Below are 16,278 nucleotides of genomic sequence, written 5' to 3'. Positions count from 1 at the left end.
ACCCTTTTTAAAAATGCAACGGGTCAAAACGGTCAAAATAAAAAAAGTTTGAAGGTCCTTCAAACTTTTTCACCATGCCATTTCTTCAATTTTTTCATATACATTCGTCACGAGTTGTTCCGGTGTATCCCCGGTCACGACCTCACCATCGACGAGACAAAACAAGTCAAGCGAACAGACGCCGCAGTAGCCCGTACAGCCATATTCGAAGACGTCTAAGTCTGGATCGGACTCTAATTTGGCGCGGGCGATTTGTGAACCCATCGCTAAATTGGAGGCACAGAACTCAATGATCGGATTCATCATGTCATTCACCCTTCCCCTTTCCTTCAAAGCAGGAAAATGGTTCTTCTACGGCGTATTATAACATGATACAGTTGAAGTGTAACAAAGGGGGATTTTTATGCGCAAATTAGTCGTCTTGGGAGGCGGTTACGGGGGTATGCGTGTAATCGAACGTGTCCTCGGCCATCAGCTGAAGGACGTATCGATCACACTCATCGACCGTCTACCTTACCATGGATTAAAAACAGAGTATTATGCACTTGCGGCGGGGACCGTGTCGGATCGTGACATCCGCATCGATTTTCCAGAAGAGGTCGACTACATATACGGCCAAGTCACCGATATCGATACGGGGGACAAAATGGTCCTGCTCGCGAGCGGGGAAAAAGTGCCGTACGACGACCTCGTCATCGGCCTCGGTTGCGAGGACAAGTATCACAACGTGCCCGGTGCCGCCGAGTTCACGTACAGCATCCAAACGTTAGAAGAATCACGCAAGACCCAGCAAGCAATCAACGGCCTATCTCCGGGATCGGTCGTCTCGATCGTCGGTGCCGGCCTGTCCGGTGTCGAGCTCGCCAGCGAGCTGCGCGAGAGTCGTCCCGACTTGACGGTCCGTTTGTTCGACCGCGGCCCGTCCGTCCTATCGTTCCTATCAAACCGCGTCTCGATGTATGTCCAGTCTTGGTTCGAGGAACATGGTGTCGAAGTCATCAATAACTCGAACATCGTCCGGGTCGACGCCGATGGGTTATGGAACCATGAACAGCACTTCGCTTCCGATTTGACGGTGTGGACCGCCGGGATTCAACCGGTCGCCGTCGTCCGCAACCAAGGTTGGGAACTCGACGGGGGTGGACGTGTCAAATTGACACCACACCACTACGTCCCGGAACAGCCCGACATCTTCGTCGTCGGGGACAACGCCAGCCTGCCGTATGCACCTTCGGGTCAGCTCGCGGAAGCGCAGGCCGAACAGATCGTCCAAGTGCTACTCTGTAAATGGAAAGGTGTCGGGTATCCAGATTTGCCGGATATCAAACTCCGAGGCACGTTAGGATCGCTTGGGAAGAAGGCCGGATTCGGCGTCTTCATGGGCAAGCAGTCGCTCACCGGAAAAGTCGCGCGATTGCTCAAGTCCGGAATTCTTTGGAAACATAAAGTCATTAAATAACATGCCTGGGTCGGCCATCTCGGTCGATCCTTTTTAGTGTAAAGCAATCCATTTGTCGTTCAGCCACCGTCGTGTTGAGCCAAAAGTCTTGTATCTGAATCCCCTGTATCCTTATCTAAATATTCAGATTATTGATTCGATTGACATATTCTACCCGTTGGCAAAACTTGTTACTCTAGGGTCACGGCCGAACGACTTCGTGTCGCCTCGCCTACATAACCCGAAGGAGGAAACAAGTTGAAAAAAATCTGTAGCACCGTCCTCGCCTCATTGCTCGTCTTGTCAACCGTCCCGGAAGCCGCGGAAGCTGCTCCCAACAAATCGAAAGAACGCGTCATCGTCGTCTTCAAAGAGTCAGCGAAGAACATCCCGCTCTCAATCGAAGGCATGGAAGTTCGCCAACAGTACAAAAACATTCCGGCCGCAGCGCTCGAAGTACCGAAGGCTGCCTTGAATGGCTTGAAGAACAACCCGAACGTCGCCCACGTGGAAGTCGATCAAACGGTACAAATCGAAAATCAGACGCAAGACTGGGGCATTCCGAAGTTGAAAGCTCCATCAGCTTGGCAGAGTGGCTACACCGGGAAAGGCGTGAAAGTATCGGTCGTTGATACCGGAATCTCGCCGCACCCTGATTTGACGATTTCTGGTGGTGCCTCGTTCAGTACAGTCACGAGCTCATACGCGGATGACAACGGTCACGGTACGCACGTCGCCGGGATTATCGGTGCCCGCAACAACAGCATCGGAACGGTCGGGATTGCCCATGAGGCGAGCATCTATGCTGTTAAAGCACTCGAAGCCAACGGTAGTGGTAGCCTCTCGAGTATCATCGCCGGGATTGACTGGTCGATCACGAACGATATGGACGTCATCAACTTGAGTCTCGGGACGACAAGTCCATCGACGACGCTCCAACAAGTCGTCGATCGCGCCAATAACGCGGGTATCCTCGTCGTCGCGGCAGCCGGTAACAACGGACGCGCTGACGGTACAGGTGATCTCGTCAACTACCCAGCCCGTTACAGCTCGGCCATCGCCGTCGCGGCGACGGACATCAACAACAACCGCGCCTCGTTCTCGGCGACAGGTAGCACGGTCGAAGTCGCGGCACCAGGTGTGAGCATCAACTCGACACTCGCGAACGGCGGCTACGGTCAAATGAGCGGGACATCGATGGCGACACCTTACGTCGCCGGTAACCTCGCACTCATGAAGCAAGCGTTCCCGACGTTGTCGAGCTCGCAACTCCGCACGAAACTGTCACAAGATTCGATCGACCTCGGAACGGCCGGCCGTGACACCTGGTTCGGGAACGGACTCGTGCAAGCACCGACGTCTGGCGGCACGACGCAACCGGTCCAAGCGCTCACGACGACAGTATCGACATCGAAATCAACTTACTACGCTGGTGAAGTCGTCTCGATTTCTTCAACAGTCCGGAATTCGAACGGCCAAGCGGTCGCGAACGCCGACGTCCGTGTGACGGTCACACAGCCAAACGGCGCGACGCTCACAGGAACAGGCAAGACAAGTTCAACGGGCGCCATCACGTTCACGCTCTCGACAAGCTCTTCGTCACAACGTGGGACGTATCAAGTAAAATCTGATGCGACGCTCACTGGTTACACGGCAGGTTCGGCGACGTCGTCGTTCCGTCTTCTATAACGCACAAGAGTCGAACGACAATCGTCGCTCGACTCTTTTCATGCTGTCGTCTGTTCAATGGCCGAATAGACTTTCCGTAGTTGGACGACCCCTTCGTCCACCACTTCCCCATCGATGAGCACGAGCGGATAGAACCACTCGTCCTGCTTGATCGCTTCGGCGATGTCATCGTCCGCCGTCTCAAAATCGATATACTCGAACTCAAACGCCTGATTCGGATATTTCCGTGCCAATGCGCTTTGCAACCATTCGTATGTCTCAATCGAACTCGGCGCCCCGACACAGCTCGCACACTGTACTTCGGCCCCATATACCGTGATTTTCATATCCATTCCCCCTCTTCTTTCCTATTATACAAAAATCAAGAAGCTGCATCGTCACAAAACGCTCAGCGTTAATGATTGAGAAACAATCTCAAACTTGCTAGAATGAAAGAGAACCAGAAAGGGGTAGATACCATGGAAATGTTTGATCAAGTCCAAGAAGTACTCGATAAATTACGCCCGTTCTTGCTTCGCGACGGCGGTGACGTCGAACTCGTTGATGTAGAAGAAGGCATCGTCAAACTTCGTTTGATGGGTGCATGCGGCAGCTGCCCATCTTCAACAATTACATTGAAAGCCGGGATTGAGCGCGCGCTCATCGAAGAAGTACCTGGCATCGTTGAAGTCGAACAAGTATTCTAAACAAAAAGGGAGACAATCATGTCATCCCTTTTTTTCATGCATGTGTCCATTCGTCCAAGCTCTCGACCATATAGGTTGGGAGTTTTTCTTGTTCCTGAATGAAAGCCGGACCATGTACGCCTGAGTTGACGTGGAGCGTCCGAATCCCACCGTTGATCCCGAACAAGATGTCGGTATGGTAGTTATCTCCGACCATGACGACTTCTTCTTTCGTGAGACCAATCATCTCAAGCGCGATGTCGACCATGACCGGTTCTGGCTTACCAATAAAGAACGGATCTTTTTCCGTCGTCACCGTCAAGACGGACGTGAGCGCACCGTTCCCCGGTAAAAAGCCGCGTTCGGTCGGAATGGCGATATCACCGTTCGTCGAGATGAAACGAGCGCCGGAGCGGATCGCGAGCGCGCCTTTCGCCAATTTTTCGTATGTGATGTGTCGGTCGAGCCCGACGACGACGTAATCCGCCTTCGCCTCTTCCGTCACATGGAAACCGCGTTCTTCGAGCGCCAGGCGCAGGCCATCTTCACCGATCATGTAAATCGTCGCCCCGGGCGTCATCTTCTCGATATAACGGGCCGTCGCCATCGCACTCGTCAATACGTGCTCAGGCGTCACATGCACACCCATCGAGACAAGTTTATTCGCCACTTGCTCCGGCGTCATCGACGCGTTGTTCGTGACGAATAAGTATGGGAAGCCGGTCGCCTCGAGTCGATTCACGAAATCGACCGCTGCTTGAATCGGGGCCGTCCCCGCATACATCGTGCCATCTAAATCAAATAAGTATCCTTTAATCGGATTCATCTAATCACTCGCTTTCTGGTAAAAATGCTGATACAGGACCGAGCTCCACCTCGAGATAGCGTCGGACCTGCTCTGGGAATGCCTCGAACGTTGATTTATCACGGTCGACCCAGACGTCGAACCGGGCCGAATCTGCCGTGACGAACTCCCTGACATAGTGCGCCCGTAATCCGACGAGCGCTTTCGTCGCTTCCGCCGTCTCGGCGTCGAGCACACGCTCGTCGAGCAAGATGTCGACAATATCCTCATAACTGCCCGGGTCACGCATGATGAACCCGTCAATCATCGAGTTGCCGACGTCAATCACGCCCTCCATCAAGTGAACGGCCAAACGTTGTTTCGCCAGCTCGATGGTGAACGCGTCCCCCTCTAATTGGTCGAGTCGACTGAGCATCGTCTCCATATGGGTCAACGTCTCGTTAATCTTTTCTCTGTTTACAAAATACATCGCAATCCCCCCTGCCTCCTATAGTAATCCTTTTTCTCGTTCGAGAAAAGAATCTCTCCTATTTACATCATTTACGTAATTGTGATACACTAATCCACGGATTAACACAACTATTAGTATGTCACATTAAATAGATATCATGTGGAGGGTACAACACTATGGAACGAGAATTAGCGTTAGAGATCGTACGAGCAACCGAGGCAGCAGCATTGGCCTCATCGAAATGGATCGGTCGTGGGCAAAAGAACGAAGCGGATGACGCAGCGACATCGGCCATGCGTGAAGTACTCGGCACGATCAATATGGATGCAACTGTCGTCATTGGTGAAGGTGAACTCGATGAGGCACCGATGCTTTATATCGGTGAACGCCTCGGGACGACGTTCGGACCAGAAGTCGATATCGCCGTTGACCCGCTCGAAGGGACGTCGATCGTCGCCAAAGGACTCGGGGACGCCATGGTCGTCATCGCGGTCGCGGATAAAGGCGCCCTCCTCCACGCACCAGATATGTATATGGATAAGCTCGTCGTCGGCCCGAATTTAAAAGGCAAAGTCTCACTCGACGAACCGCTTGAGTCGATTATCGAGAAAGCCGCCCTTTATAACGGCAAGCGCATCGAGGAAGTGACCGTCATCATGCAAGACCGTGATCGTCATGAACATTTCCGTCAAGCGGCGATGAACATGGGCGCACGCGTCAAGCTGTTTGAAGACGGCGACGTCTCGGCCGGAATCGCAGCGGCCGTCAAGTCGAACCCGATCGATATCTTCATCAGTACGGGCGGCGCACCAGAAGGCGTCATCACGGCAGCGGCCGTCAAGGCGCTCGGTGGCGATATGCAGGCACGCCTCCACCCGATGAATGAAGAAGAGACGGCACGTGTCATCTCGATGGGCATCGAGGACCCGCTCCAATTGCTCACGCTTGACGACCTCGTCAAGAGCGACGACTGCATCTTTGCGGCGACAGGCGTCACATCGGGCGAATTGCTGGACGGCGTAAAATTCTTGACGGACGATATCGTCGAGACGACGTCACTCGTCATGCGATCGAAGACGAAGACGATTCGTAAAGTCGTCGCCGAACACACACTGTCGCTCAAGCCCTACCTCCAAAAACAAGAAGTCAACGCCTAATACAAAACCTCCGCTCTCGATGAGCGGAGGTTTTCGTTTAGAATCCTTGTTCAAAATCTGTCCCGATATGGTTCGTCTGCGGTTGTTCTGCTTTCCGAAGTGAGTCGTAGAACGTCGCATACGTCGTCGTAAAGTACGGATAGACGTACAAGAAACCGATGCCGAGTGTAATGACCCCGAGAAGGAACCAACCGATGAACGAGAGGACGAGTTTGAACGCGTCCATCTTATGGCCGTCCATCATCCGGCGTGATTCGGTGATCGCCTCGAGGGCCGATAATTCCGGCTGGTCACGTAAGATGTAATACGTGAGAGAGTACGAGAAACTTTTGATGATTCCCGGAATCACGAGGAGCAACGACCAAAGGAAGATAAACAATCCCATGAAGAACGGGGCGAGCACGTGCTTGACGTATCCCGTTTTGAACGGCTCGAACAACGTCGAGACAGCAGGCTTGTCACCGCGCGATACAGACAGGACGAGCCAAGACCAACCGATGGCGAGCGGCGCAATCAATAATGTGAGGAGGAGCGACAAGAACGTAAGTCCCGTGTCCGCTGCTGTTGGGACCGCTTCTGGATCTACAGGAGGCGCGAACGATTGTGGAATCCCGTTCAAGACGACGAACAAAATTAATAGCCCGGCGAGTAGCCAACGCTTACCAGTTAACATTTGTTGTGCATGTTGCTTAAGTTGTGCAGTCATTTTCATCATCCTTTTTTTGAGTTCTCTCTTCAGTGTACGTCATCACTTCACGAAAAGTTTCAAAAAAACACGAAAAAAGGGAAAAGGTTTTCCCTTTCCCTTTAATACATGACGTTGCCCATGAAAAACTGTGACATCGATACGATAAATAAGAGCACACCTGTGGCCACTGCCGCCAACGAAATAATTTTAAAGAGGCGGCTTCTCAAAAACGCCTGACGATATTCAAAGCGGCGGATTAGCAAGACGTGGACAACCTCATAGATCAGGACTGCGGCGGTGAAGTAAAACGTCATGATACTCCCGAACCCGAAGAACAACATCGCTAGTACGCCCAAGCCGAAATTATGAATTCGATTATGGACGTCATCGCGGTCACCGACGGTCGCCGTTTGTACGTGTTGCATACTTCCACCTCACTTCCAAAACCCACAAAAACCCGAACAGAAACAATAACCTTAAATATAAGTTATCACAATTTTCCTATCCCTAAACCTGTCACACCGTCTTTTCACCTAAAAGAAACATTTGGAAAATAAATGTAACAAAAAAGCGCTGATGTCATCAGCGCGTCATGTACCGGTCGAAGGCTCGACTTCTTCCGATTTATTGAATTTGCGTTTCAGTTTGAGCGGTTGTTTCGTACCACCGAAGACTGGACCGTCTTCCGCCTCATCGATTTCCGTCTCTTTTTTGAGTACAAAGAACGGGCACCCAAAGTTACAGTATTCATACACGTAATCCATCACGTGATCGATTCGATTATCATACGTCGCGAACTTGGACTTCGTCTCATAGAACCCTTTCAACCGAAGCTGTCCGTGGCCCCAATCCCCGACGATATAATCGTATTTATCAAGCACGTCGCTATAGCGTGCGATGAACGCTTCCTCGTCAAAACCGTCACGTTTCTCTTCAATGACGGTATAGCCGTGGCGATTCACTCTAATCATGTTTCACACCTCCACTGTTCTATCATAGCATGCCGACCGGTCCCGTCCCTATCCTTTTCGGATGGCATTATGACGGGTCACGATCGTCTCGCGTAACACGTCACGCAGCAGTTCCGGCATAAAGTAACGCTTCGGCTGATCGGCCAAATACGGAAGGAGCGGTCCGAACGTGAACATGTCGACCGTGGCGACACGATACGTCCCGTCTAGATTGATTTCCTCACCATTAATCGAATAGCGACCGTTTCGGCTGTCGATTCCATGGAGGATCGGGCTACCGAGCACCGTCCCGCGAAAACCGAGGCCACGGACATGCATTGTCGTGAACGCATCTTCTTGGACGTCGTTCAAAAATCGGACGAGGGTCGCCCCGTCAAGCGTCAAGAGACAAGGGTTGATCGGATGCGGACAAATCCGGTGCAACATATTTAGCGTGACGTGGCCCGGGCGCAAACCTTCTAACAAGACACCGGATGGGATGATACTCAACTCGGCGTCACACCAGTCCGCGAGTCCGCTCGCCAATAGGTTTCCGATGGCTGACGGACCGAACCAGTCACTTTCATAACCTGGTGTCTCGGCAATCGTCACATCGAGCAGACGCTCGGCTTGACCATACTCTGCGGCTAGGACCGCGACCGTCGCTTCATCAGGTTCGCGCTCCGATACATCGTGGAGACAAGCCCGTTTCTCGATGACCCGCTTTCCTTCGATGGCTAGCTCGATTTGCCCGACGTACTGCCCGTATTTGCCGGCCTGCGCGATTAGGACGCCGTTCGTGACGACACCTTCATCGAGTACGTGGTGGGTATGGGCTCCGAGGATGACATCGATTTCTGGGAACGCCTCGGCGAGCCGCTCGTCGGCATAAAAGCCGAGATGGCTGAGCGCGATGATGACGTCGCAGTCTCGAAGTGTCTCGAGGGCACGCGCCGTTGCCGCATGTGGTGCTTCGATGGCCCAACCGAGTTCAGGATAAAGCTCTTCATACGGCGCGGTCACCCCGAACAGCCCGATCTGAATTCCCTCTCGTTCGACGATGAGCGTCTCCGACGCCCATTCTGGTCGTTCACCAGCTGCTTGATAGACGTTCCCTAATAGGACCGGGAACGCGGCCTCGTCATACAGATGGGCGAGCCAGTCGTGCGGGAACGTGATGCCTTCATTATTGCCGATCGTGACCGCCGTCGGTCGAATCCGGTTGAGCAGTCGGACGTTCACTTGTCCGCGCGTCACTTCTGTCGCCGGATGGGTGCGGTCGGCATGGTCGCCGAGATCGAAGACGAGCGTCTCGTCCGTCCGATGCTCATTCAAAAACGAGACGAACCGCGGCCAGTTATGGAATTTCGAATGTAAGTCATTATAATGGAACATCGTAATCGTTCTCAAGACGATCCCCCTTCCTAGAACAGACTGATTTGGCTCGGGGCGAGTTCATATTCGGCACCGAGAATCTCAATCAACCGTTTGGCGTTTGGTACCGCGTCGCCGGCCGAGTTGTTGTTGAAGTAGACGTACACCGACTTCGCTGTTTCATCGACTTGTTTGAGGGCCGCAGCGAGCTCCTGCAGTTCATCCTCACTATAGCGATACAGGCAGCGGACGTGACGCCATTCTTGGCTCGTCATGCCCGGCTTTCGGAGCCAGCCGGCGGTGTTGCGGCCGTGCAAGCGCACGACGGCCACGTCCGGATTGGTCACGACCGGGACGAACGGGATGCTACTCTCTTTCGTTTGCGGCTCATCACAAATCGTATTGATGAAACGTTGTTCCGTTAAGAATGCGAGCGTCCGCTCCCGGAACGCCTCGGAGAACCACGTCGGGTTTCGGAACTCGATGGCGATGTCATAGTCGTGCAACTCGTCACGGATCGTCCGTAAATAATCGAGATGTGGCTTCGAGACATCGAACCAGGGCGGGAGTTGGACGAGCACGGCTCGTAGCTTCCCAGCTTGTTTCAGCGGTTCGACAGACGTTCGATACCGTTCGAACAGCTCGGCGAGAGGTAGCTTCGGCTCCCGGTCATGGCCGCTCATTTCCCTGGAAACTTTGACGATGAATTGGAACGTCTCCGGTGTTTCCAAGTTCCACTTCTCGTAATTCTTCACCGGTTGAATCGCATAAAACGAGGAATCGATTTCAACGGTCGGGAAATGTCCCGCATAGGTCGACAGTTTATGTTTTCGTTCTTCTGGGGTCGTATACAGTAAATCATGGTCTCCCCACCCCGTCACACCGACATAAATCATCACATTCCCTCCTCAACTTATTGTTCGAACGTGGCCGCAGTGTTCCGTTTCGACCAATTCAACGTTCCCGCGAACGTCACGAGCAACAGAACGAGCCCCATCACAAACGGATAGCGCATATCGATATCGAAGGCGATTCCGGCAAGCGTCGGTCCGACGATATTCCCGATGCTCATATAAGCATTGTTCATCCCCATCGCAAACCCTTGCTCTTTATCTGCCATTTTCGATACGAGCGTATTCAATACCGGTCGTAAAATTGACGTCGACAAGAAGATAATCAACGTGACCGCGAAGAAAATCGTGTAAGACCCGGCAAACAGTGAGAACAAGAAGCCGAGCGCGGCGAGCATGATAAAGATGAGCACGACTTTAATCTCACCGAACAGCGAGACGAGACGGTCGACCGCGAACAGTTGGACGATAACGCTGACGATTCCCGTCCCGGTGATCATGACCGCGATTTGTTGCGGCGTTGCGCTGAACGTCTCACTGACGAACAGACCGAGGACCGACTCGTATGCCATCAAACCGAATGCCATGACCAAGTTGATGACGAGCACGAAGAAATACGGTTTCCGTGTCGACGACACGAGTTGACGCGGTAACGATTCACTCTCACTCGTTTGGACATACGGTTCACGGTCCGGTTCTTTCAATAGAATGATTGACGAGATGACGGCAACGAATGATACGATCGCCGATAACAAGAGCGGTGCCTTCAACCCGAATTCGGCGAAGAAACCACCGATTCCTGGGCCGATGACAATCCCGAGCGACATTGCCGCGGAAATATAACTGTTCCCTTTCGCCCGTTGTTTGAGCGTTGTGATATCGGCCACGTAAGCAAAGATGGCCGGAATCAAGAGAGCGGCCCCGACGCCGCCAATCGCCCGTGAAATCAACAGGACGGTCAAGTTGTCTGATAAGTAAAAGACGCCCATCGAGATAGTAAACCCGATGAGTCCGAGGATGATCATGAGCCTGCGGCCGTAAACGTCCGCCCATTTCCCGGCAATCGGCGACATGAGCAGCTGGGCACCGGCAAAGACAGAAATCATGAGTCCGGCAGCGGTTCCGCCTTCTCCAATCATCTTCAAATAATCAGGAATAATCGGGATGATAATCCCGAATCCTGCTACAGCGATGAACATGTTCAACATGAGAATCGCCAATTGTTTCTTTTGTTTAGTCGTCAATGTATGTCACTTCCTTTTCATCCTTTCATTTTACTTGTTGATGAATGAAATGAGCAAACGATAAGACAGCAAAACACCCATCCTTGACCAGAGGATGGGTGTTCAAACACTTGCTTATGAGATGCGTGATTGAGCGAGTGCTTGGTTGGAACGATTTTTCGGTAAAAACAGTGTGATCACATACACGATCAATGTTGGAACTGCCCAAGCAAGTCCGATCTCAGCCATCGGCAAGTTCGTGATCCAAGCTGTTGCTGCTGACGGCGCCAATCCGTGTGTCGTCTCGAAGAGCGAGAGCACGAGAGCCGTATATACAGTCGCCTTCATGGCGACATGCGGGTTGCGTTGAATCCGCTCCGTAATCGAGACGAGCACGAGTGCGATCATGACCGGATACAAGAGCGTGAGAAGCGGTACTGCGATTTCAATCAACATACCGAGTCCGACGAGTGAAATCATGAAGCCGAACAACGTCGTCGCGATGACGACTTGGTAATACTTGAGTGATTCGAACGTGTTGCTGATGAAGCGTGAGAACTCAGTGATGAGTCCGACCGCTGTCGTCAAACAAGCGAGGAAGACCGCAGCCCCGAGCGCGAGCATTCCGACTTGTCCGAAAGACGAACCTGCAAACGCTTGAAGCAAGCTTGCTCCGTCCGTCGTTCCTGTTTGGCCTGTCATGTTCGCTCCAATCGACCCGAGCGAGATATAGACGAGCATCAAACACGTGACAGCGAGCATTCCAGACGTCCGAAGGAGTGAAGATGCTTCTTTTTGGTCCGTCATCCCGTTCGCTTTGAGCGTGACGAGCACGATGGCACCGAAGACGAGAGCGCCGAAGACGTCCATCGTCAAGTAGCCTTGTTTGAAGCCTTCCCCGAGGGCACCAATCCACGTCTCATATCCTTCTGCTGGTGCGACCGGCTTCCCGAGTGGAGCCACGAGGTTCGTGATTCCGATTGCCGCAAGCAAGAGCAAGAGGATTGGCGTGATGATGCGTCCGATGACTTCAATCAATTTCTGAGCACGTAACGTCAAGAAGAACGTCAAACCGAAGAAGACAGTTGAACTGATTGCGAGCGTGAGCGTAGATGGCGCACCGAGAAACGGTACGACTCCCATCTCATACGTGACTGCTGCCGTCCGAGGAATCCCGAAGAACGGTCCAATCGCCACGTACATTAATCCCGTCAAGACGAGCGCAAGCCGCTTCGGAATATACCGAGCGATTTGGTCAGATCCACCGCCGACCCGCGCGACTGCGAAGAGCGCGAGTAATGGTAGCCCGACGCCGGTAATGACGAAGCCGACTAGGGCTGGGACGAGGTTCTGTCCTGCCATCGCACCTAGCATCGGTGGGAACAGCAAGTTCCCGGCCCCGAAGAATAATGCGAAAATCGTGAATGCTAACGGGAATAATGTCGATTTTTTCATACAACTACCTCCACATACATGTAATACCTTCCGTGTTACCCAATGAATCAAATGACTAAATTTTCTGACAATAAACCGCTTGGTCTATTTCATTATACACACTTTCATTTTTTTGACCACCCTATCCATAAAAATGATGTTTATTTTTTTGAAATGTGGATTTATTGTATGGAACCGTTCCCTTAATTTACAAATTATCGGTTGGTCGCACTCACTGACTAGCTGTAAATGAGAAAAATGGTCAATAACGGATATCAAACTTCCGGAATGATTCGATCGTCGCCTCTTCCGCTTCAATCCGTTCGACCCCGACAAAACGATTGCCGTCATAGAGGGCGCGTTTATATGATTCGAGTCTCTCCGCGTCTCCTTCGATTTGAAGTTCGACCGTCCCGTCATTCAAATTCCGGACCCAACCTGTGATGCCGTATTCAAGGGCAGTCGCTTGCGCGAAATAGCGGAAACCGACCCCTTGGACCCGACCCGATACGACGAGATGCTGTGCTTGTTTCATATAAGTCTCCTCCTCTAATTTGAAAGAATGGGTTTAGCCTCTGTCTCGTTAGGCAACAATGTATAAGTAAAATACTGGATAGGAGTGGTGATGTGGAACAACTTGTGACTGTGGTGACGACAATTTCAGATTGGCTATGGGGTGTGCCAATCATCTCGTTACTCGTTTTGTCTGGACTCTATTTGACGATTCGTTTAGGATTCTTCCAATTCCGATACCCCATCTACATAATGCAACAAACGTTAGGCAGTGTTTTCAAAAAACCAAAAGGTGAAGGTGACATCAGTCCCCGCCAGGCATTGACGTCGGCCTTATCTTCGACGATCGGTGCCGCCAATATCATCGGGGTACCAGCCGCCATCATGTTCGGCGGTCCGGGCGCCATCTTCTGGATGTGGGTCATCGCCGTCGTCGGGATGGCCATCAAGTTCTCGGAGAGCGTCCTCGCCGTCCGTTACCGCGAGAAGAACGAGGCCGGTGAATTTGTCGGCGGTCCCGTCTACTATATGGCGAAAGGCTTGAAGCTGAAATGGCTCGCCTCATGGTTCGCCTTCGCTCTCATGATCGAACTCATCCCGAGTATCATGGTTCAAGGAAACGCCGTCAGTTCGGCCGTCAGAGAGACGTTCAACGGCAATACCCTTGTGACCGGGATTATCGTCGCCGGGCTCGTCGCCCTCGTCGTCTTCGGCGGTATGAAACGCATCGCGAAAGTGACGGAAGTCATCGTCCCGGCGATGGCACTCGTCTATGTCGGTGCCGGTTTCATTATCGTCTTGATGAATTTCTCACAAATCCCGGAAGTACTCGGGCTCATCTTCTCATACGCATTCCAACCGATGGCCGCGCTCGGTGGTTTCGCTGGTGCCGCCATCGCCGAGACGATTCGTTGGGGCTTCGCCCGTGGTCTTTATTCGAACGAGGCAGGACTCGGGACGGCACCGATTGCCCACGCCGCTGCGCAAACGGATCATCCGGTCCGGCAAGGCTTCTGGGCCGTGATCGGGATCGTCATCGATACGCTCATCATCTGTAGCGCGACGGCGTTCGTTGTCTTGTCGTCCGGTGTATGGACACGGGCCGATGCGATGAACGATCCAGCAGCCCTGACAACAATCGCGTTCCAACAGTACTTCGGGTACACGGGCAGCCTGCTTGTCACAATCTCGCTCATCTTCTTCGTCTTGTCGACGATTATCGTCATCATCTTCTACGGGTCGCGCCAAGCCGAGTACTTATTCGGTTTGAAGGCCGGCTTCCTGATGAAAGTCGTCTATATCGGCTCAATCGTCATCGGTGCAATCGGTGGAGCACAGATGATTTGGAACTTCCTTGATTTGATGCTCGCGATGATTCTTATCCCGAACATGATTGCCGTCTTGATGTTGAGCGGCGAAGTGAAGCGCTTGACGACCGAGTTCTTCACGTCCGAGAAATATTATAAGAAAGACGTCGCCGAGAAGAAGGCGTCGTAATGACAAACCCGGCTGCGATTGCAGCCGGGTCCTTTTTATGTTGATGATTCGATGTTGTCAATCGCTTGGCGAATCCGTCCGACCGAGGCATCGAACTGTCCTTGTTCCTCGTCCGTCAGTTCGATCTCGACGATTTGGCGGATACCAGTCCGGTCAATCAAGGCCGGTACGCCGATATGGAGACCTGAGGCACCGTATTCGCCATCGAGATGGGCACCGATTGTCACGACGGAGTTCTCATTCCGGACGATGGCGCGGACGATTCGGAGGAGCCCGAGCCCGATCGCGTAGTACGCCGCGCTCTTATATTCGATGATTTGATTCGCCGCATCGCGGACTCCTTGATAGATGGCGTCCAAATCTTCTTGGCGATACGATTCATTCTCCTCAAGTAGCTGCTTCATCGACTTCCCGTAAACGCGGGCGTTGTCCCAGGCGACGAAGCCCCCAGCACCATGCTCGCCCATATAATAGACGTGGCAGTTCCGTGACGACAAGTCGAAGTACTCGCCTACCTTATAACGGAGACGTGCCGTATCAAGGACTGTTCCTGAACCGATAACGCGATGTTTCGGCAAGCCGGACGCCTTCCAGACGACGTGTGCCATGACATTAACCGGGTTCGTCGCGACGACGATGATACCGTCGAATCCGCTCGCCATAATTTGTTCCGTGACATGTTGCATGACCTTCGCATTTTGTTCGGCGAGGTCCATCTGGGTCTGACCGAGCTTTTGAGCGGCACCGGCCGTGATGATGACGATATCGGCGTCGCGGCAGTCCGAGTAGTCACCTGCCCAAATTCGGACCGGACTCGGGGCGAATGATATCCCGTGATTGAGGTCCATCGCCTCCCCTTCGGCCTTGGCGTGGTTCGAGTCGATCAAGACGAGCTCTTCACAGAGCGCCGCCATCGACAGTTGATAGGCGAAACTGATACCGACCCAGCCGGCGCCGACGACGGCGATGCGGGTGATGTCTTCTGGGTCAATCGTGTTCAAGTGATCCATCTGCTTCATCCCTTTCTAAACGTGTTCTCTTACTTAGCATACCCGACTCGCCTTCGTTTTACGACAAAAACTAAACAATCAGTATATACAAAGTAAATACAGGATTACGCTATACGTCACGTTTCGGTTCAAATATTCCCGTATCTCGAACATAGCCAAAAATTTGAATCGTTTTATTGTCCTGTATAAACGGGATTCGTTCTTTCGTTAAAATAAATATTATTTCATCGGTCATGTCACATACGTCCGGTTCGACGATTGCTCCCTTGTAGACTAACACCTTTGGTCGCAATCGAATCCATTCGATTGATTGTAGAGAAGACTCTATCCAAATGTCTTCCCACTCTCCCCATAACAATTCGTACTCAGACAACGACTCACTTGGAAATAACGTATCTTCTCCTAAGTATTTGATTTGATACGGGAGCGCATAACACAATGCTTCTGATAGAGCTCGATTTCATGCAGTTCTTTTCGTCGGTCCACCCAATTCACCTCTACCGTATTTGTTCTAATTTTACAATCGCTCGTAA

19 protein-coding genes are annotated in these 16,278 nt (G+C 52.2%); 5 read left to right on the top strand and 14 right to left on the bottom strand.

Annotated elements, in window-relative coordinates; translation table 11 throughout:
* Positions 1 to 69 precede the first annotated feature (69 nt).
* On the bottom strand, positions 70 to 306 hold the full coding sequence (locus KNP71_RS08010) for a YuzB family protein (protein WP_214830430.1): 237 nt from the start codon (positions 304 to 306) through the stop codon (positions 70 to 72).
* A 97-nt stretch (positions 307 to 403) separates the two neighbouring features.
* Here KNP71_RS08010 and KNP71_RS08005 point away from each other — a divergent pair, with 97 nt between their 5' ends.
* Positions 404 to 1,459, top strand: a complete 1,056-nt coding sequence (locus KNP71_RS08005; protein WP_034778394.1) for an NAD(P)/FAD-dependent oxidoreductase — start codon at positions 404 to 406, stop codon at positions 1,457 to 1,459.
* Between the two features lie 237 nt (positions 1,460 to 1,696).
* Positions 1,697 to 3,127: a S8 family serine peptidase gene (locus KNP71_RS08000; protein WP_214800068.1), complete on the top strand. Its 1,431-nt coding sequence runs from the start codon at positions 1,697 to 1,699 to the stop codon at positions 3,125 to 3,127.
* 38 nt (positions 3,128 to 3,165) lie between these two features.
* Here the strand turns inward: KNP71_RS08000 and KNP71_RS07995 are convergent, their stop codons facing one another.
* Positions 3,166 to 3,459, bottom strand: a complete 294-nt coding sequence (locus KNP71_RS07995; protein WP_029595112.1) for a DUF1462 family protein — start codon at positions 3,457 to 3,459, stop codon at positions 3,166 to 3,168.
* A gap of 96 nt (positions 3,460 to 3,555) precedes the next feature.
* Between KNP71_RS07995 and KNP71_RS07990 the strand changes: the two genes are divergently transcribed.
* Entirely contained in the window at positions 3,556 to 3,813 is a 258-nt protein-coding gene (locus tag KNP71_RS07990) for a NifU family protein (protein ID WP_228617585.1), read from the top strand.
* A gap of 34 nt (positions 3,814 to 3,847) precedes the next feature.
* Here the strand turns inward: KNP71_RS07990 and KNP71_RS07985 are convergent, their stop codons facing one another.
* Together KNP71_RS07985 and KNP71_RS07980 are read right to left on the bottom strand one after the other, a co-directional pair.
* Entirely contained in the window at positions 3,848 to 4,618 is a 771-nt protein-coding gene (locus KNP71_RS07985) for a TIGR01457 family HAD-type hydrolase (RefSeq protein WP_058764066.1), read from the bottom strand.
* A 4-nt stretch (positions 4,619 to 4,622) separates the two neighbouring features.
* Complete coding sequence (locus tag KNP71_RS07980) at positions 4,623 to 5,066, bottom strand: DUF86 domain-containing protein (RefSeq protein ID WP_131472395.1); 444 nt, start codon at positions 5,064 to 5,066, stop codon at positions 4,623 to 4,625.
* Between the two features lie 158 nt (positions 5,067 to 5,224).
* Between KNP71_RS07980 and glpX the strand changes: the two genes are divergently transcribed.
* Positions 5,225 to 6,205, top strand: coding sequence for a class II fructose-bisphosphatase (gene glpX / locus KNP71_RS07975; protein WP_021065511.1), 981 nt, complete (start codon positions 5,225 to 5,227; stop codon positions 6,203 to 6,205).
* 37 nt (positions 6,206 to 6,242) lie between these two features.
* Here the strand turns inward: glpX and KNP71_RS07970 are convergent, their stop codons facing one another.
* The 8 genes from KNP71_RS07970 to KNP71_RS07935 form a co-directional block, all read right to left on the bottom strand.
* Complete coding sequence (locus KNP71_RS07970; protein WP_214826855.1) at positions 6,243 to 6,911, bottom strand: DUF975 family protein; 669 nt, start codon at positions 6,909 to 6,911, stop codon at positions 6,243 to 6,245.
* A gap of 101 nt (positions 6,912 to 7,012) precedes the next feature.
* Entirely contained in the window at positions 7,013 to 7,318 is a 306-nt protein-coding gene (locus KNP71_RS07965) for a hypothetical protein (RefSeq protein WP_021065509.1), read from the bottom strand.
* Positions 7,319 to 7,483: 165 nt separating this feature from the next.
* Positions 7,484 to 7,864 carry a YutD family protein gene (locus tag KNP71_RS07960; protein WP_058764068.1) on the bottom strand — a complete coding sequence of 127 codons (381 nt, stop codon included), beginning with the start codon at positions 7,862 to 7,864 and terminating at the stop codon, positions 7,484 to 7,486.
* A 48-nt stretch (positions 7,865 to 7,912) separates the two neighbouring features.
* A complete protein-coding gene (locus KNP71_RS07955; protein ID WP_251128599.1) occupies positions 7,913 to 9,253 on the bottom strand; it encodes a bifunctional metallophosphatase/5'-nucleotidase in 1,341 nt (446 codons plus the stop codon).
* Positions 9,254 to 9,267: 14 nt separating this feature from the next.
* On the bottom strand, positions 9,268 to 10,113 hold the full coding sequence (locus tag KNP71_RS07950) for a DUF72 domain-containing protein (protein WP_214799096.1): 846 nt from the start codon (positions 10,111 to 10,113) through the stop codon (positions 9,268 to 9,270).
* Positions 10,114 to 10,130: 17 nt separating this feature from the next.
* Positions 10,131 to 11,312, bottom strand: coding sequence for an MFS transporter (locus KNP71_RS07945; RefSeq protein WP_021065505.1), 1,182 nt, complete (start codon positions 11,310 to 11,312; stop codon positions 10,131 to 10,133).
* A gap of 114 nt (positions 11,313 to 11,426) precedes the next feature.
* Positions 11,427 to 12,746, bottom strand: a complete 1,320-nt coding sequence (gene brnQ / locus KNP71_RS07940) for a branched-chain amino acid transport system II carrier protein (RefSeq protein ID WP_029595106.1) — start codon at positions 12,744 to 12,746, stop codon at positions 11,427 to 11,429.
* Between the two features lie 241 nt (positions 12,747 to 12,987).
* The gene (locus tag KNP71_RS07935) at positions 12,988 to 13,260 is read right to left on the bottom strand and encodes an acylphosphatase (RefSeq protein ID WP_214756719.1); all 273 of its coding nucleotides are present in this window, start codon (positions 13,258 to 13,260) and stop codon (positions 12,988 to 12,990) included.
* Positions 13,261 to 13,352: 92 nt separating this feature from the next.
* Between KNP71_RS07935 and KNP71_RS07930 the strand changes: the two genes are divergently transcribed.
* The gene (locus tag KNP71_RS07930; RefSeq protein ID WP_131472383.1) at positions 13,353 to 14,735 is read left to right on the top strand and encodes an alanine/glycine:cation symporter family protein; all 1,383 of its coding nucleotides are present in this window, start codon (positions 13,353 to 13,355) and stop codon (positions 14,733 to 14,735) included.
* Positions 14,736 to 14,770: 35 nt separating this feature from the next.
* Here KNP71_RS07930 and KNP71_RS07925 read toward each other — a convergent pair whose 3' ends face one another.
* Positions 14,771 to 15,745, bottom strand: a complete 975-nt coding sequence (locus tag KNP71_RS07925) for an L-lactate dehydrogenase (RefSeq protein WP_285801264.1) — start codon at positions 15,743 to 15,745, stop codon at positions 14,771 to 14,773.
* 109 nt (positions 15,746 to 15,854) lie between these two features.
* A complete protein-coding gene (locus tag KNP71_RS16015; RefSeq protein ID WP_051627704.1) occupies positions 15,855 to 16,184 on the bottom strand; it encodes a DUF6678 family protein in 330 nt (109 codons plus the stop codon).
* Positions 16,185 to 16,278: the final 94 nt, after the last annotated feature.

Origin of the sequence: Exiguobacterium sp. s56 (assembly GCF_018618255.1) — a bacterium.
Lineage (GTDB): Bacteria > Bacillota > Bacilli > Exiguobacteriales > Exiguobacteriaceae > Exiguobacterium > Exiguobacterium chiriqhucha.
The sequence above is the reverse complement of the archived record's forward strand: the minus strand, read 5'-3'. Positions and strand labels throughout refer to the sequence as shown.

Excerpts from the sequence above, each read along its gene's own strand:
- KNP71_RS08010 (WP_214830430.1), bottom strand. The coding sequence starts at position 306 with ATGATGAATCCGATCATTGAGTTCTGTGCCTCCAATTTAGCGATGGGT.
- KNP71_RS07950 (WP_214799096.1), bottom strand. The coding sequence starts at position 10,113 with ATGATTTATGTCGGTGTGACGGGGTGGGGAGACCATGATTTACTGTAT.
- KNP71_RS07965 (WP_021065509.1), bottom strand. The coding sequence starts at position 7,318 with ATGCAACACGTACAAACGGCGACCGTCGGTGACCGCGATGACGTCCAT.
- KNP71_RS07925 (WP_285801264.1), bottom strand. The coding sequence starts at position 15,745 with ATGGATCACTTGAACACGATTGACCCAGAAGACATCACCCGCATCGCC.
- glpX (WP_021065511.1), top strand. The coding sequence starts at position 5,225 with ATGGAACGAGAATTAGCGTTAGAGATCGTACGAGCAACCGAGGCAGCA.
- KNP71_RS07935 (WP_214756719.1), bottom strand. The coding sequence starts at position 13,260 with ATGAAACAAGCACAGCATCTCGTCGTATCGGGTCGGGTCCAAGGGGTC.
- KNP71_RS07990 (WP_228617585.1), top strand. The coding sequence starts at position 3,556 with ATGAAAGAGAACCAGAAAGGGGTAGATACCATGGAAATGTTTGATCAA.
- KNP71_RS07985 (WP_058764066.1), bottom strand. The coding sequence starts at position 4,618 with ATGAATCCGATTAAAGGATACTTATTTGATTTAGATGGCACGATGTAT.
- KNP71_RS07995 (WP_029595112.1), bottom strand. The coding sequence starts at position 3,459 with ATGGATATGAAAATCACGGTATATGGGGCCGAAGTACAGTGTGCGAGC.
- KNP71_RS07960 (WP_058764068.1), bottom strand. The coding sequence starts at position 7,864 with ATGATTAGAGTGAATCGCCACGGCTATACCGTCATTGAAGAGAAACGT.
- KNP71_RS08005 (WP_034778394.1), top strand. The coding sequence starts at position 404 with ATGCGCAAATTAGTCGTCTTGGGAGGCGGTTACGGGGGTATGCGTGTA.
- KNP71_RS07980 (WP_131472395.1), bottom strand. The coding sequence starts at position 5,066 with ATGTATTTTGTAAACAGAGAAAAGATTAACGAGACGTTGACCCATATG.
- brnQ (WP_029595106.1), bottom strand. The coding sequence starts at position 12,746 with ATGAAAAAATCGACATTATTCCCGTTAGCATTCACGATTTTCGCATTA.
- KNP71_RS07970 (WP_214826855.1), bottom strand. The coding sequence starts at position 6,911 with ATGACTGCACAACTTAAGCAACATGCACAACAAATGTTAACTGGTAAG.